This window comes from Falsiroseomonas tokyonensis, from assembly GCF_019024325.1.
Taxonomy (GTDB): domain Bacteria; phylum Pseudomonadota; class Alphaproteobacteria; order Acetobacterales; family Acetobacteraceae; genus Falsiroseomonas; species Falsiroseomonas tokyonensis.
On the sequence record NZ_JAFNJS010000001.1, the window covers coordinates 960,454 to 975,876 of the forward strand.

The 15,423-nt window shown below is 68.8% G+C and carries 13 protein-coding genes and 1 tRNA gene; 9 read left to right on the forward strand and 5 right to left on the reverse strand.

What is annotated here, in order from left to right; genetic code table 11:
• Positions 1–25: 25 nt before the first annotated feature.
• Positions 26–733: a ribonuclease activity regulator RraA gene (locus tag J3S20_RS04285; protein ID WP_168049130.1), complete on the reverse strand. Its 708-nt coding sequence runs from the start codon at positions 731–733 to the stop codon at positions 26–28.
• Positions 734–896: 163 nt separating this feature from the next.
• On the opposite strand from J3S20_RS04285, the gene J3S20_RS04290 reads away from it, so the two are divergent.
• Positions 897–1,652, forward strand: coding sequence for an SDR family oxidoreductase (locus tag J3S20_RS04290; protein ID WP_216834913.1), 756 nt, complete (start codon positions 897–899; stop codon positions 1,650–1,652).
• A gap of 13 nt (positions 1,653–1,665) precedes the next feature.
• On the opposite strand, the gene J3S20_RS04295 is transcribed toward J3S20_RS04290, so the two are convergent.
• Positions 1,666–3,261, reverse strand: coding sequence for an alpha-amylase family glycosyl hydrolase (locus J3S20_RS04295; RefSeq protein ID WP_216834914.1), 1,596 nt, complete (start codon positions 3,259–3,261; stop codon positions 1,666–1,668).
• 125 nt (positions 3,262–3,386) lie between these two features.
• Between J3S20_RS04295 and J3S20_RS04300 the strand changes: the two genes are divergently transcribed.
• Complete coding sequence (locus tag J3S20_RS04300) at positions 3,387–3,647, forward strand: hypothetical protein (RefSeq protein ID WP_216835507.1); 261 nt, start codon at positions 3,387–3,389, stop codon at positions 3,645–3,647.
• Between the two features lie 22 nt (positions 3,648–3,669).
• On the opposite strand, the gene lhpI is transcribed toward J3S20_RS04300, so the two are convergent.
• Positions 3,670–4,578, reverse strand: coding sequence for a bifunctional Delta(1)-pyrroline-2-carboxylate/Delta(1)-piperideine-2-carboxylate reductase (gene lhpI / locus J3S20_RS04305; RefSeq protein WP_216834916.1), 909 nt, complete (start codon positions 4,576–4,578; stop codon positions 3,670–3,672).
• A gap of 243 nt (positions 4,579–4,821) precedes the next feature.
• Here lhpI and J3S20_RS04310 point away from each other — a divergent pair, with 243 nt between their 5' ends.
• The 6 genes from J3S20_RS04310 to J3S20_RS04335 all read left to right on the forward strand — a co-directional run bounded on the left by J3S20_RS04310 (position 4,822) and on the right by J3S20_RS04335 (position 12,047).
• Positions 4,822–5,853, forward strand: coding sequence for an amino acid ABC transporter substrate-binding protein (locus J3S20_RS04310; protein ID WP_216834918.1), 1,032 nt, complete (start codon positions 4,822–4,824; stop codon positions 5,851–5,853).
• Positions 5,854–6,163: 310 nt separating this feature from the next.
• Complete coding sequence (locus tag J3S20_RS04315; protein ID WP_216834920.1) at positions 6,164–7,369, forward strand: amino acid ABC transporter permease; 1,206 nt, start codon at positions 6,164–6,166, stop codon at positions 7,367–7,369.
• Between the two features lie 108 nt (positions 7,370–7,477).
• Positions 7,478–8,620: an amino acid ABC transporter permease gene (locus J3S20_RS04320; protein WP_216834922.1), complete on the forward strand. Its 1,143-nt coding sequence runs from the start codon at positions 7,478–7,480 to the stop codon at positions 8,618–8,620.
• Between the two features lie 8 nt (positions 8,621–8,628).
• Complete coding sequence (locus J3S20_RS04325) at positions 8,629–9,423, forward strand: amino acid ABC transporter ATP-binding protein (RefSeq protein WP_456305688.1); 795 nt, start codon at positions 8,629–8,631, stop codon at positions 9,421–9,423.
• A 355-nt stretch (positions 9,424–9,778) separates the two neighbouring features.
• Complete coding sequence (locus tag J3S20_RS04330) at positions 9,779–11,623, forward strand: potassium transporter Kup (protein ID WP_216834924.1); 1,845 nt, start codon at positions 9,779–9,781, stop codon at positions 11,621–11,623.
• Between the two features lie 49 nt (positions 11,624–11,672).
• Complete coding sequence (locus tag J3S20_RS04335; RefSeq protein ID WP_216834926.1) at positions 11,673–12,047, forward strand: hypothetical protein; 375 nt, start codon at positions 11,673–11,675, stop codon at positions 12,045–12,047.
• Between the two features lie 62 nt (positions 12,048–12,109).
• On the opposite strand, the gene katG is transcribed toward J3S20_RS04335, so the two are convergent.
• Positions 12,110–14,323, reverse strand: a complete 2,214-nt coding sequence (katG, locus tag J3S20_RS04340; RefSeq protein WP_216834928.1) for a catalase/peroxidase HPI — start codon at positions 14,321–14,323, stop codon at positions 12,110–12,112.
• Between the two features lie 153 nt (positions 14,324–14,476).
• A tRNA-Ala gene (locus J3S20_RS04345) sits at positions 14,477–14,552 on the reverse strand.
• Between the two features lie 166 nt (positions 14,553–14,718).
• Here J3S20_RS04345 and J3S20_RS04350 point away from each other — a divergent pair.
• The gene (locus tag J3S20_RS04350) at positions 14,719–15,420 is read left to right on the forward strand and encodes a CoA transferase subunit A (RefSeq protein ID WP_216834930.1); all 702 of its coding nucleotides are present in this window, start codon (positions 14,719–14,721) and stop codon (positions 15,418–15,420) included.
• Positions 15,421–15,423 lie beyond the last annotated feature (3 nt).

Consider the following 15,423-nt stretch of genomic DNA (forward strand, 5'->3'; position numbering starts at 1 on the left):
CGGAGTGATGCGGGCCTTGGGGCGGTCAGGCCCGGCCGGCGGCCTTGTCGGCCTCGTAGCGGGCCTTGGTCTCGGCATTGGCCGGATAGAGGCCGGGCAGGGCCACGCCCTTGCCGACCTCGACCATGATCCAGGCCTCCAGCCGCTCCTGCTCCACCGCGGCATCGACCACGGCATCGAGCAGCGCGGCCGGGATCACCACGGCGCCGTCCTGGTCCGCCACCACGATATCGCCCGGCACCACGGTGACGCCGCCGCAGCCGATCGTCTCCTGCCAGCCCACGAAGTTCAGCGCGGCGACGGAGGCCGGCGCGACATAGCCCTGGCAGAAGACCGGCAGGCCGGTGCCGATCACGCCGGCGCCGTCGCGCACCATGCCGTCCGTCACCAGGCCGGCGACGCCCTTCTTCGCCATGCGGGCACACAGGATGTCACCGAAGATGCCGGCGGCGGTGCTGCCCATGGCATCCGCCACGGCGACGGCGCCTTCCGGCATCGCCTCGATCGCGGCGCGGGTGGAGGTGGGGGAGGCCCAGCTATCGACGGTGGCGAGATCCTCGCGCGTCGGGGTGAAGCGAAGCGTGAAGGCGGGGCCGACGATGCGCTTCGTGGGGCCCGGCTCCAGCGGGCGGCTGCCGGCGATGTAGCAGAAACGCACGCCCTTCTTCAGCAGCACTGTGGTCAGGGTGGCGGTGGTCACGCCCATCAGGGCGTCGCGCTGTGCGGGGGTCATGGCTTCGGGCGGCTCCGTGCTTCGATCGCGAAGCTTGAAGCGCGATGCGGGCCGGCCGTCCAGGGTGCGGCGATCGGCAAGGGCTTCGATTGCGGCGCAACGAGCGGAGGGTGTCCGCCGGCAAACGCCCGCATAGCCCGCGGCGTCATGCGGAGATGCCGAAGTGGAATTGAAGGACAAGACCATCATCATCACTGGGGCCAGCAGCGGCATCGGCCGGGCGGCGGCGCTGCTGTTCGCTGCGGAAGGCGCGAATGTGGTGCTCGGCGCACGTCGGGCGGCGTTGCTCGAGCAACTGGCCCGGGACATCGAAGGGATGGGCGGCCGCGCCGCCATAGTGGCTGGCGACGTGCGGGAGGAGGGCTTCGCCGAGGCGCTGGTCGATGCCGCCAGGTCCGAGTTCGGCGGAGTTCAAGGCGCCTTCAACAATGCCGGCATCGTCGGCCCGCTGAGCGCCGTGGCCGACATGGAGCTGGCAACCTGGCAGGAGATCATCGACGTCAACCTGACCAGCGCGTTCCGGGCGGCGAAAGCTCAGATTCCGGCCTTCGGTCAGGGCCCGGGCTCGATCGTCTTCACCTCCTCCTTCGTGGGGTTCAGCAATGGAGGCATGCCGGGGATGGCGGCCTATGCCGCCTCCAAGGCCGGGCTGATCGGCCTGGTGCGATCCCTGGCCTCGGATCACGCGGCAGCCGACATCCGCGTCAACGCTCTGCTGCCGGGTGGCACGGTCACGCCGGCCGGGGGCGAGGGCAATGCGGCGACCCTGGCGCTGATCGCCGCGCTTCACCCGATGCAGCGTATGGCCACGGCGGATGAGATTGCGCAGGCAGCGCTGTTCCTGCTGTCGGACCGGTCCTCGTTCATGACGGGCAGCCCGATGCTGGTGGACGGCGGCATCTCGGTCCGACTCATGTGAAACCGTCCCGGGGTCAGGCCCTCGCCACCCGTGCGAGCGCCACACCCCAGGCCGGCAACGTGCCCTGCGGGTCGGGCAGGATCGCATCGGCCAGCGGCTTGGCGTCCAGCAGGAGCGCCGGGGGCACCGGCGCCGGCTGGCCCGAGAGGTTGAACAGGCAGCGCAGCCGGGCGCCGCTTTCGGCGTCCACGCGATCAAAACCCAGCAGCGGCGCAGGCAGGTCGAGCGGCTCCAGGTCCCCGGTGATCATCGCGGGGTGGCTGTGGCGCAGCTTCAGCAGGGCGCGGGTGAAGTGCAGCGCGCTGTCCGGGTCGGCCTCCTGCGCGTCGATCGCGAGAGGAAGATGCGCCTCGGGCACCGGCAGCCAGGGCGTGCCGGTGGTGAAGCCGGCATGCGGTTCGGCGCCGCGCCAGGGCATGGGCGTGCGGGACCCGTCGCGGCCGGCGAAATCGGGCCAGAAGGCGATGCCGAAGGGGTCGCGCAGGGCTTCGAAGGGCAGTTGTGCTTCCGGCAGGCCGAGCTCCTCGCCCTGATACACGCAGATGCTGCCGCGGAGGGTCAGCAGAAGGGCCAGCAGCAGGCGGGTGACGCGGGCATCCGGCACCTGGCCCGGCGCCCAGCGCGTGGCGGTGCGGACCACGTCGTGGTTGCTGAAGCACCAGCAGGCCCAGCCCTCCGGATTGGCCGCCGCCTGCACCAGGGCCGTGGCGATCGGATGGTCGAAGGCGCCGCGCAGCGGGGCCAGGGTATAGGCCATGTGCAGCAGCCCCGGCCCGGTGGAGCGGGCCACGCGCGCATGCGCCCCGGGCTGGGAGGAAAGCTCGCCCAGCAGCGCGCGATCCGGGAAGGCATCCGCCGTGGCGCGGAAATGCCGCAGGATGGTCGGCGTCTCCGGCCCCATCATGTCGTACTGGTGCAGCTGCATCCCGAAGAGCTTTGACGGGGTCTCGGCCTTGGGCGGCGCCGCCGGGTTGTCCCGCAGCTGCGGGTCGCGATGCATGAAGTCCAGCGCGTCGATGCGGAAACCGTCCACGCCGCGGGACAGCCAGAAGCGCATGATCTCCCCGACCGCATCGCGCGTCGCGGGCTCGGCCAGGTTCAGCGCCGGCTGATCGGCCAGGAAGTGGTGCAGGTAGTATTGCCGGCGCCGCGTCTCCCACCGCCAGGCGGGGCCGCCGAAGACGGAAAGCCAGTTGTTGGGCGGCGAGCCATCCGGCCGCGGATCGGCCCAGATGTAGCGATCCGCCAGCGGGCCGGTGCGGCGGGCGCGGCTTTCGATGAACCAGGGGTGCTGCACGCTGGTATGGCCCACCACCAGGTCCAGCATCACCTTCAGCCCGCGCGCATGCGCGGCTTCCACCAGGGCGTCGAAATCCGCCTGGGTGCCATAGGCCGGGTCGATGGCGCAGTGGTCGGCGATGTCATAGCCGAAATCGGCCTGGGGCGAGACGTAGATGGGCGAAAGCCATAGCGCATCCACGCCCAGGCTGGCGATATGGTCGAGCCCCGCCAGCAGGCCGCGCAGATCGCCCACCCCGTCGCCATCCGCATCCCGGAAGGACCTTGGATAGACCTGGTAGATCACCGCACCCTGCCACCATGAACTCATGCACCTGCTCCGCGCCGTTGCAAGGTCAGAAAGCCCGGCCGGCGCCCGGGTTCCCCCGCGAAGTCCCGGGCGAACCGGTGGCCCGGCCAGGGCGTTGCCCCAACCTTGGATAAGGAGCAGGCGCCATGGACGACAAGGACAGGCTGGACGAGGCCCGGGGCTCGGAGGATGCGCTGCGGCCGACCCTGCCCGGCGGCGAGCGGGTGCGGGAGGGTGAGAGTGGCGATGCGCCGGATGCGATCGATGACGGCGAGGATGAACGCGCCGCCGGCACCGTCGAGGACCCGATCCACCCAGGCGAGGCCCAGCCGGGCGAGGCCGTGGAACAGGCCCAGCTGCGCGGCGGCCCGGTGGATATCGCGCCGGAACGGCTGCACCGGCGCTAGATCCAGGCGGCGCTGAACCCGCTCAGGCGGTGGCCAGCACTGCCGCCGCCAGATCCTCCCCGGCCCAGCCGACCGACTTGAAGACCGTGACCTCCGCCGCGTCGCGCCGGCCGGGATGCGTGCCGCGGCAGAGGTCGAAGAGGTCGGCGGCGACATGGGCCTCCGTGATCGCGCCTTCGGCGATCGCCTGCACCACGTCGCCGGCCTCCGCCAGGCCGCCGGCGCGGGTGTCCAGCACCAGGGTGGCGCGGGCCATCAGAGCGCCGTCGCACTCCCGCATGGTGGGCCGGAAGGCGCCGACCAGGTCGATATGCGTGCCCGGCGAGACCGCGGCACCCCGCACCAGCGGTGTTTCCGAGAGCGTGGCGGCGGAGACGATGTCATAGCCCTCCGGATCGGCGCTGGCGGCGGCCACCGCCGGCAGGCCATGCGCCGCGAGCCGCTTCGCCAAGGCATGGGACTGCGCCGGGTTGCGGGCCCAGATCGCCACCTGCTCGATGGGAAAGCGGTCGCACCAGGCCTCGGCCAGTGCGGTGGCGACGCGGCCGGCGCCGAGCACCAGCAGGCGGCGGCTGTCCGGCCGGGCCAGGAAGCGCCCTGCGAGCGTGCTGGCGGCGGCGGTGCGGCGATCCGTCAGCTCCCCGCCATCCAGCATGGCCAGCGGCTGGCCGGTCTCGGCATCGGAGAGCAGATATACCGCCTGCACCGCCGGCAGGCCGCGGGCGCCATTGCCGGGCAGCACATGCACGGTCTTCACCCCGGTATGGCGGGCGGTCCAGGCCGGCATCAGCAGCAGCATCCCGGCTTCCGGCAGAGGGTGGCGGTGGCGCAGCGGTGCCTCGCAGCCGGTCCGGAACATCGCCTCTAGCGCCGCTTCCAGCGCGGCCCAGGGCAGGGACGCCTTCACTTGTTCCGCCGAAATGATCCGCATGAATGGATGATACCTCTCGGGCTGCCGCCTTCGCACCCTGCCGCGGCACGCGGAGGCAGGAAAGTGGACGGTTTGACAGGAAGCCGGCCGCCGCCTAGCGAAGCCCCGTCACGCGCTGTTTTGCGCGTTGATCCCGGAACCGGGCTGGCGCAGCATGCGGCCTCTGGGGTCACCCCGGGAAGAATGCCGTCGGGCCAACCGGCGGGCCAGAGGCTTCGCATTGAGATTGAGGGAGTTGACCGAATGAAGGCTCTTCGCCTGGCCCTGACCGCCATGATGGGCGGCGTGGCCATGCTGGCCATGCCAGCCATGGCCCAGGCCCCCACGCAGTCGCCCACGCTGGACGCGATCCGCGCCCGTGGCACGCTGATCTGCGGCGTGAATACCGGCCTTGCCGGCTTCGCGCAGCCGGACAGCCAGGGCGTGTGGCGCGGCTTCGATGTGGATTACTGCCGCGCCGTCGCCGTCGCGCTGTGGAACGATCCGACCAAGGTCCGCTACGTGCCGACCACCGCGCAGAACCGCTTCACGGCGCTGCAGTCGGGCGAGGTCGACATGCTGGCCCGCAACACGACCTGGACGCTGTCGCGCGACACCTCGCTGGGCCTCGAATTCTCCACCACCAATTTCTATGACGGCCAGGGCTTCATGGTGAAGACCTCGGCCGGCGTGCGCACGGCGCGCGACCTGCAGGGCGCCACCATCTGCGTGCAGCCCGGCACGACCACCGAGCAGAACCTGAGCGACTGGGCGCGTGCCAACCGCATCCGCTTCACCCCGGTGGTGATCGAGCGGCTGGAGGAAGTGGTGGGCGCCTATGTCTCCGGCCGCTGCGATGCCTATACGACCGACGTCTCCGGCCTCGCCTCCACCCGCTCGGCCCAGCCGCGCCCGGCCGAGCACATGATCCTGCCGGATGTCATCAGCAAGGAACCGCTGGGCGTGGCCGTGCGCCATGGCGACCAGCGCTTCGCCGATCTGGTGAAGTGGATTCATTTCGGCCTGGTGGGTGCCGAGGAATTGGGCATCACCGCCGCCAATGTGCAGCAGGCGGCGCAGTCCGACGCCCGCCCGGACGCGCAGCGCATGCTCGGCCGCAGCGGCGAGCTGGGCCAGATGCTGGGCGTGGACAACCTGTGGATGGTCAACATCATCCGCACGCTGGGCAATTACGGCGAGATCTTCGAGCGCAACCTGGCGCCGATCGGCCTGCAGCGCGGCCCGAACGCGCTCTGGACCAATGGCGGCCTGCAATACGCGCCGCCGCTGCGCTGAAGGCAGACCCCGCACGCGGCGCCGCCGCGTGAGATGAGGGCCGGGCGGCGAGAAGCCGCCCGGTCCCGCCGCCGGGCCCCGTCCCGGCGCCGGCTGCGGGCCGGCCGAACCGCCGCCGCCGCCTGGCAGAACCCGGCGGGCCAGGCCGGCGATCCGCCCTGCTCTCGCCGGCCCCGCTCTTGCATGTCCGTCCCGAGCCTCCACCCCTATTGCATCCGCCGGGTCTCCACGGCCCGCAGGATGAGACACCCCCAGAGAGACCACCGGCGGGAGCCAACCCGCAGGAGCCAATCCGCAACAGGGATGCTGCATGTCCTCCTCGACCCTCGATCCGCGCCTGTCGAAGGCCGGGCCGCCACGACGACCGATCCGCCTGTCCTGGTCCGATGAGCGCCTGCGCGGCATCGTCTGGCAGGTGCTGGTGGTCGGTGTCGTCGGCGTCATCTTCTATTGGTTGTGGTCCAATACGGTGCACAACCTGGAGGTGCGCCGGATCGCGACCGGCTTCGGCTTCCTGGACCGCGAGGCAGGGCTGCCGATCGGCGAGACCCTGATCGACTACGACCCCACCGATACCTACCGCCGCGCCCTGATGGTGGGCGTGCTGAACACGCTGAAGGTGGCGGTTGTGGGCGTGGTGCTGGCCACCATCCTGGGCACGCTGGTCGGCATCGCCCGGCTGTCGCAGAACTGGCTGCTGTCCAAGATCGCCGGCGTCTATGTCGAGCTGATCCGCGACCTGCCGCTGCTGCTGCAGCTGCTGTTCTGGTACACCATCCTGCAGAGCCTGCCCCCGCCGCGCCAGGCGCTGAACCCGGTGGATGGCGTCTTCCTGTCCAATCGCGGACTGCTGCTGCCCTTCATCGAATGGCTGCCGGCGCATAGCTGGGCGCTGGTGGCGCTGGTGGCGGGGCTGATTGGCACCTTCCTCTATTCCAAGGCGATGCGCGCCCGGCAATATGCCGATGGCCAGCCGCGCAAGATCTGGCCGGCGGCGCTGGGCCTGATGGTCGGGCTGCCGCTGCTGGTCTGGATCGCCTATGGCGCGCCCTTCACGCCGGATGTGCCGGCACTGCGCGGCTTCAACTTCCGTGGCGGCATCGCCATGACGCCGGAATACTTCGCGCTGCTGCTGGGCCTGGTGACGTACACCGCCGGCTTCATCGCCGAGATCGTCCGCGCCGGCATCCTGGCGGTGAACCAGGGGCAGTGGGAGGCGGCCCAGGCGCTGGGAATGCGCCGCGGCGATATCCTGAAGCGCATCGTGCTGCCGCAGGCGCTGCGGGTGATCGTGCCGCCGATGACCAGCCAGTACCTGAACCTGACCAAGAACAGCTCGCTCGCGGTCGCCATCGGCTACCAGGACATCGTCAGCATCGCCAATACCACGCTGAACCAGACCGGCCAGGCGATCGAGGGCATCGCCATCATCATGCTGGTCTACCTGACCATCAGCCTGTCGATCAGCCTGTTCATGAACTGGTACAACGCCAAGATCGCGCTGGTGGAGCGGTAAAGCCATGCCCTGCCCGATCCGCAGCGCCCCTGGCGCATCATCCCCATCCCGGCGCCTTCAGCCCCCGGCCGAAGGCGGCGCGCGCATCATCCCGGTGGAGCGCCAAGCATGAGCGACGTGACGCTGAACGCCGCCACCGCCAATGCGGAAGCGGCCCCCCGTACCGCCCCCGTCGCCACCACCGGCGCCGCGGCCTGGCTGCGGGCCAATCTCTTCTCCTCCTGGATCAACACCGCGGTCACCCTGGCGCTCGGCTACCTGGTCGTGCGCTGGACCATGGGCTTCATCGACTGGGCCTTCGTGAACGCGATCTGGACCGTGCCGATGAACGGCAACGTGCCCGATACCGCCGCCTGCCGCGAGATCCGCGGGACGGGCGCCTGCTGGGCCGTGATCGAGGAAAAGCACCGCTTCATCCTGTTCGGCACCTACCCCTATGAGGAACACTGGCGGCCGCTGCTGGTCTGCGCCCTGTTCATCGGCCTCTATATCGTCTCCGCCATGCGGCGCTTCTGGAACTGGGTGCTGGTCCCGATCTGGATCGTCACGCTGACCGTCATCGGCGTGCTGATGTGGGGCGGGGTCCTCGGCCTGTCCTACGTGCCGCAGGAACGCTGGGGCGGGCTGCCGATCACGCTGATCCTGTCCACCTTCGGCCTGGCCTTCGCCTTCCCGCTGGCCATCCTGGTGGCACTCGGCCGCCGGTCGCGCCTGCCGGCCATCAAGATGCTCTGCGTGCTCTACGTGGAACTGGTGCGCGGCGTGCCGCTGATCAGCCTGCTGTTCATGGCCAGCGTGATGTTCCCGCTTTTCCTCCCGGAAGGCATGAACATCGACAAGCTGCTGCGCGCCCAGGTCGCCATCACCCTGTTCGCCGGCGCCTACCTGGCCGAGGTGGTCCGCGCCGGCCTGCAGACCCTGCCGCGCGGCCAGTACGAGGCCGCCGAGGCGCTCGGCCTGTCCTACTGGCAGAAGACCGGCTTCATCATCCTGCCGCAGGCGCTGCGCCTGGTGATCCCGCCGCTGGTGAACACCTTCATCGGTTTCTTCAAGGATACGAGCCTCGTGCTCATCATCGGCATCTTCGACCTGCTGACCGCGGGCAAGACCGCCATCGTCGAACCCGCTTGGCAGGGCTTCGGCGTGGAAGTCTACGTCTTCGTCGGCGCCATCTACCTGGTGTTCTGCTTCGCGATGTCGAAATACAGCCAGGACCTGGAACGCGACCTCAACCAACACCGCCGCCGCTAGGAACGACCATGAGCGAAACCATCGACCACGAGGCCCGCTTCGCCTCCGCCATGCGGACCGACACGCCGCCGGCCATCGTGCTGCAGGACGTGAACAAGTGGTTCGGCGCGCTGCACGTGCTGCGCGACATCAACCTCACCGTCTCGACCGGCGAACGCGTGGTGGTCTGCGGGCCCTCCGGCTCCGGCAAGTCCACCATGATCCGCTGCATCAACCGGCTGGAACAACACCAGCAGGGCAAGATCATGGTCGACGGCATCGAACTGTCCGACGACCTGCGCAGCCTGGACGCCATCCGCCGCGAAGTCGGCATGGTGTTCCAGTCCTTCAACCTGTTTCCGCACCTCACCATCCTCGAGAACTGCACCCTCGCCCCGATCTGGGTGCGCCGGATGCCGAAGAAGGAAGCCGAGGAACTGGCGATGGAATACCTGACCCGGGTGCGCATCCCGGAACAGGCCAAGAAATACCCGGGCCAACTCTCCGGCGGCCAGCAGCAGCGCGTCGCCATCGCCCGGGCACTGTGCATGAAACCCAAGATCATGCTCTTCGACGAGCCGACCTCGGCCCTCGACCCGGAAATGATCAAGGAAGTGCTGGATACCATGGTGATGCTGGCGGAAACCGGCATGACCATGATCTGCGTGACCCACGAAATGGGCTTCGCCCGCCAGGTGGCCGACCGCGTGGTCTTCATGGACCGCGGCGAGATCGTCGAAAGCGGCGAACCCGAAGCCCTCTTCTCCGACCCCAAGACCGACCGCCTGCGCCTGTTCCTGAGCCAGATCCTGCGCGGGCACTGAGGCAGGAGGTTGCGCGGGGCGATTGCGGGGGAGGCTTTGCCTCCCCCTGCACCCCCACCACAAAGGGCTTTGGCCCTTTGAACCCAGGGATGAAGGGGAGGGTGGAGGAGGGGCCTGAGCGACCGCACGGCCGAAGCGCCCGCGGCCCCTCCTCCACCCTCCCCTTGAGTCAAGGTTTCCAAAGGCCCACTGGCCTTTGGTGGGTGGGGTGCGGGGAGGGCAAGGCCCTCCCCGCATCGCCCGCGCCACCCCCCTGCCGCCCTGCTTGCGCCGGCCCTGGCATCGGTCCTATGGCTCCGCCGGTTGCGCATGTGGAGCGACGCCTTTGAGTCATTCTCCCGCGGCTGAGCGTCCTGTGACCTTGGCTGCCCTGATTGGTGTGTTGGGTGTCGTCTATGGCGATATCGGCACCAGCCCGTTGTATGCCTTGCGGGCGTCGTTGTTGCATTTCTCGGCCGATGGCATCGAGCGGTGGGAGATTCTGGGGCTTCTCAGCCTGATCTTCTGGTCCTTGGTGCTGACCGTCACGGTCAAGTACGTGATTTTCATGCTGCGCGCCGACAATCGGGGCGAGGGTGGCATTCTGGCCCTGATGGCCCTGGCGCAGCGGCAGGCGCGGACGGAGCGGGGGCGTTGGCTGGTGGCGCTGATCGGCATTGCCGGGGCCAGCCTGTTCTTCGGCGATGGCATCATCACCCCGGCCATTTCGGTGCTCTCGGCGGTGGAGGGGTTGAAGGTCATTTCGCCGGCCTTCGAGGAGGCGGTGGTGCCGATCGCGCTCGGCATCCTGCTGGCGCTGTTCCTGGTGCAGTGGCGTGGCACGGGCAGCATGGGGCGGATTTTCGGCCCGATCTGTGCCTTGTGGTTCGGCGTGATCGGGCTGCTGGGGCTGATCGAGGTGGTGCGGGAGCCGCAGGTGCTGGTGGCGCTGTCGCCCAGCTATGCCATCCAGTTCTGCGCCTATTATCATTTGGCGGCCTTCATCGCCTTCGGCTCCGTCGTGCTGGCGGTGACGGGGGCGGAGGCGCTGTATGCCGATATGGGCCACTTCGGCCGCAAGCCGATCCAGCTGGCCTGGGTGGCCTTCGTGCTGCCGGCGCTGGCGCTGAACTATTTCGGCCAGGGGGCGCTGCTGCTGTCGGATCCTTCGGCGATCGAGAATCCCTTCTTCCTTCTGGCGCCGGAATGGGCGCGGCTGCCGCTGGTGGTGCTGGCGACGATGGCGACCATCATTGCCAGCCAGGCGATGATCTCGGGTGCCTTCTCCATCGCGCGGCAGTGCGTGCAGATGGGTTTCCTGCCGCGGCTGACGGTGCATCACACCAGCGAGACGGAGCAGGGCCAGATCTACCTGCCGCAGGTGAACATGCTGCTGCTGATCGGCGTGGTCATCCTGGTGCTGGAGTTCAAGAACAGCGACAGCCTGGCGGCGGCCTATGGCCTGGCGGTGACGGGCACCTTCGTCTGCACTTCCTGCCTGGCGCTGCTGGTGTTCCGGCGGGTGTTCAACTGGTCCTGGGTGCTGGTGATCGCGGTCTTCGGCCCGCTGCTGCTGCTGGACCTGGCCTTCTTCATCTCGACCGCGCTGAAGATCCCGGAGGGCGGCTACGTGCCGCTGATCCTGGGCCTGCTGATCCTGACGCTGATGCTGACCTGGCGGCGCGGGCGGGACCTGTTGTTCGCCCGCTTCCGGCAGGACAGCCTGCCGCTGAAGTCCTTCCTGGCCCGGCTGCCGCAGTCCCGCACCACGCGGGTGCCGGGCATTGCCGTGTTCATGACGGGCCAGGCGGACTTCGTGCCGGGGGCGCTGCTGCACAATCTGAAGCACAACAAGGTGCTGCATCAGCGCGTGCTCTTCGTCACCGTGATCAACGAGGACATTCCCCGCGTCGAGGAGCGGCGGGAGGTGACGGAGCTGGCGCCCGACATCCATCGCGTGATCCTGCGCTACGGCTTCCTGGAAAGCCCGCATATCCCGCGGGAGCTGGAGGCGTTGCGCGACATCGGCATTCCCTTCGAGCCGATGCAGGCCAGCTATTTCCTGGGGCGGGAGACGGTGGTGGCGGCGGCGGTGCCGAAGATGCCGCGCTGGCGCCAATGGCTGTTCACCATCATGAGCCGCAACGCGCTGCCGGCCACGGAATTCTTCCGCATCCCCTCGGACCGGGTGGTGGAGCTTGGCGTGCGGGTGGCCATCTGAACCCGGTGGCGCTCTGCTGCGTTGCAGGAGGCTGACGAGGGAGGGGCCCGTGACCGCGGCGAAGCTGGTGGAAGTGACCCTGGCGATGACCTGGAGTCCGGCCGAGCCCGAGGGGCATGCCGGATATCGCATCGTCTTTGCCATGGCGCTGGATTCGCAGGGCGGCCCCGATGCCGCGGCCTGGCTGGCCGACCCCGACCCATGGCCGGCGCGGCAGGAGACGCCGGGCGAGCCGGTGCGGCACGGCGATGTCGCGCATGATGAGGAAGGCTGGTCGCTGCGCTTCCCGCGCGAGGGCGGGGCGCTGAGCGAGGCACCGCTGCACCGCATCTTCGGCGGTCCCGGCTGGCTGCGGCCGGGTGAGGTGGTGACGATTGCCGGCCCCGAGGGCGAGGCCGCCTGGCGGATCGTCGGCGTTGCCTGAAAAAGCCCTCTCCCCCTGACAGGGGGAGAGAGTTGGGTGAGGGGGACGCGCCCCCGGACCGATCAGGCCGCCAGGTCGAAGCGGTCCGCGTTCATCACCTTGTTCCAGGCGGTGACGAAGTCCTTCACGAACTTCTCCCTGGCATCGGCGGCCGCATAGACCTCCGACAGCGCCCGCAGCTGGGAATTGGAGCCGAAGACCAGGTCGGTGCGGGTGGCCGTCCACTTCGGCTCATGCGTCGCGCGGTTGGTGCCCTGGTAGACCTCGTCCGCATGGTCGTCGATGCGCTTCCAGGCGATGTTCATGTCCAGCAGGTTGACGAAGAAGTCGTTCGTCAGCTGGCCCGGCCGGTCGGTGAAGACACCGTGCTTCTGGCCGCCATGGTTGGCCCCCAGCACACGCAGCCCGCCCACCAGCACGGTCATCTCCGGCGCGCTGAGGCCGAGCAGCTGGGCGCGGTCGACCAGCAGCTCCTCCGTCGGCACGTTGAATTCCACCTGCAGGTAGTTGCGGAAGCCGTCCGCGCGGGGCTCCAGCGGCTGGAAGTTTTCCACGTCCGTCTGCTCGGCCGTCGCATCGGTGCGGCCCGGGGTGAAGGGCACCTCGATGCCGTGGCCGGCCGCCTTGGCCGCCTGCTCGATGGCGGCGTTGCCGCCGAGCACGATCAGGTCCGCGAGCGAGACCTTGCGGCCGCCCACGGCCTTCGCGTCGAATTCCGCCTTGATGCCTTCCAGCACGGCCAGGACCTTGGCCAGGCGGGCGGGCTCGTTCACCTCCCAGTCCTTCTGCGGAGCCAGGCGGATGCGCCCGCCATTGGCGCCGCCGCGGTGGTCCGAGCCGCGATAGGTGGAGGCCGAGGCCCAGGCGGTGGCCACCAGCTCCGCCGTGGTCAGGCCGGAGGCGACGATCTTCTCCTTCAGCGTCGCGACATTGGTGGCGGAGATCTGGACGTAGTCCGCCTTCGGGATCGGGTCCTGCCAGATCAGGTCCTCGGCCGGCACCTCCGGGCCCAGGTAGCGGGCCTTCGGGCCCATGTCGCGGTGGCACAGCTTGAACCAGGCGCGGGCGAAGGCATCGGCGAACTGCTCGGGGTGGGCGCGGAACCGCTCCGAGATCTTGCGATAGGCCGGGTCCACCTTCATCGCCATGTCGGCGGTGGTCATCATGGTCGGCAGGCGGCGATGCGGGCTGTGCGCGCCCGGCGCCATGTCCTCCGGCTTCTGGTTGATAGGCTGCCACTGCTGGGCGCCGGCGGGGCTGCGCACCAGCTCGTAGTCGTAGTCCAGCAGCATGTGGAAATAGCCGCCATCCCACTGGATGGGGTTCGGCGTCCAGGCGCCTTCGAGGCCGCTGGTGATGGTGTGGTCGCCGATGCCGCTCTCATGCCCGCTCTGCCAGCCGAGGCCCTGCTGGGCGATGTCCGATCCCTCCGGCTCCGCGCCCACCAGGGAGGCATCGCCGGCGCCGTGGCACTTGCCGAAGGTATGGCCGCCGGCGGTCAGCGCGACGGTTTCCTCGTCATTCATGCCCATGCGGGCGAAGGTCTCGCGGATGTCGCGGGCGGAGAGCGCGGGGTTGGGGTCGCCGCCGGGGCCTTCGGGATTGACGTAGATGAGGCCCATCTGGATGGCGGCCAGCGGGCTTTCCAGCACCTTGTCCTCGGCGATGCGGGTATCGCCCAGCCACTTCTCCTCGGTGCCCCAGTAGATGTCCTTCTCAGGCTCGAAGATGTCCTTGCGGCCGCCACCGAAGCCGAAGACCGGGCCGCCCATGGATTCGATGGCGACATTGCCGGCCAGGATCATCAGGTCCGCCCAGGACAGCTTGCGGCCGTATTTCTGCTTCACCGGCCAGAGCAGGCGGCGCGCCTTGTCCAGGTTCGCATTGTCCGGCCAGCTGTTCAGCGGCGCGAAGCGCTGCGAGCCGGAGGAGGAGCCGCCGCGGCCATCGCCGGTGCGATAGGTGCCGGCGCTGTGCCAGGCCATGCGGATGAAGAAGGGGCCATAGTGCCCGTAGTCGGCCGGCCACCAGGGCTGGCTGTCCGTCATCAGCGCATGCAGGTCGCGCTTCACCGCGGCGTAGTCGAGCGACTTGAATTCCTTCGCATAGTCGAAGTCGTCGCCCATCGGATCGCCGGACAGGCCGTGCTGATGCAGCATGTCGAGCGAAAGCTGGTTCGGCCACCAGTCACGGTTGGTGCGGCCCAGCAGGGACCGCATGGCAGCCGGCTTCTTGCTCATCGGGCAGCCGGAGGGCGAGGGGACGTTGGTGTCCATGGCGTTGGAACTCCCTGTGGTGTGGAGGGAGGCTAGGCGCCGGGCACTGATCAGGGAAATGATTTCTAACGATCAGAATCATCGACTGCGTCGATTGAACCGGCCCCAAATGAGAACCGCCAGCCCCGGTGCCGGGACTGGCGGTCTGAAACCTGGTGGAGCCAAGGGGAGTCGAACCCCTGACCTCTTGAATGCCATTCAAGCGCTCTACCAACTGAGCTATGGCCCCGCACGCCGAAGCGCGAGGCCGGCCGTATAGCGGCCGGTCCGGGGCTGCGCAAGCCTGCCCCCCGCGGCTTTCTTCAGCCCCTTCGCAACCTCTTCCGCGACCTCTTCCGTGAGGGCCCAGACCCGCATAGTTTCGCCCCGAAGCGTGGAAGGGTGGCAGGGGCAGGATGAGCAAGATCTACGGGGATGCGACCTCGGCACTCGCCGGGCTGCTGCGGGATGGCATGACCATCATGTCCGGCGGCTTCGGCATCAGCGGCATTCCCTCGGTGCTGATCGAGGCGATCCGGGCGAGCGGGGTGAAGGACCTCACCGTCATCTCCAACAATGCCGGAATCGACGATGCGGGCCTCGGCCTGCTGCTGCATACGCGGCAGATCCGCAAGATGATCAGCTCCTACGTGGGTGAGAACGCGACCTTCGCCAAGCAGTACCTGGCGGGCGAGCTGGAGATCGAATTCAACCCGCAGGGCACGCTGGCCGAGCGCATCCGCGCCGGCGGCGCCGGCATCCCCGCCTTCTTCACCAAGACCGGCTACGGCACGGCGGTGGCGGAGGGCAAGGAGACCCGGGAATTCGATGGCGAGCATTATGTGATGGAGCGCGGCTTGTTCGCCGATCTCGCCATCATCCATGCCTGGAAGGCCGACCAGGAGGGCAACCTCGTCTATCGGAAGACCGCGCGGAATTTCAATCCGGTGATGGCCACCGCGGCGAAGGTGACCGTCGCGCAGGTCGAGCACATCGTGGCGAATGGCGAGATCGACGCCGACCACGTCCACACGCCCGGCATCTTCGTGAAGCGCATGATCGCGCTGCCCGCCGATTTCCAGAAGCGGATCGAGCAGCGCACCGTGACGAAACGCTGACAT